Annotated in this window: 1 pseudogene; it reads left to right on the forward strand. The window is 56.7% G+C overall.

The window, feature by feature from the left end:
- Positions 1–44 precede the first annotated feature (44 nt).
- Positions 45–233 (forward strand): annotated as a pseudogene (locus tag QP415_RS13055) (hypothetical protein); the annotation flags it as partial.

Below are 233 nucleotides of genomic sequence, written 5' to 3' on the forward strand. Positions count from 1 at the left end.
GGCTCCCCGGCGGTGGAGGTTCGAATTCTACGGACATCGCCTCGATGAAGAACATCCCCGAAGGCATCAAGCGCGACCTCATCAGCCAGATGAACTCCGCCTCCGGCGCCGAGAAGAACAAGATCGTCGAAAAAGCCAACGCCCTGAACAACATGGTCGGCGCGCAGCTAATCGGTCAGAGCGATGGCATCTTCGAAGAACCGTTCAAGCTGGAAGAAAACGGAACGATTTCC

This window comes from Pauljensenia sp. UMB3104 (assembly GCF_030217285.1).
Classification (GTDB): Bacteria; Actinomycetota; Actinomycetes; order Actinomycetales; family Actinomycetaceae; genus Pauljensenia.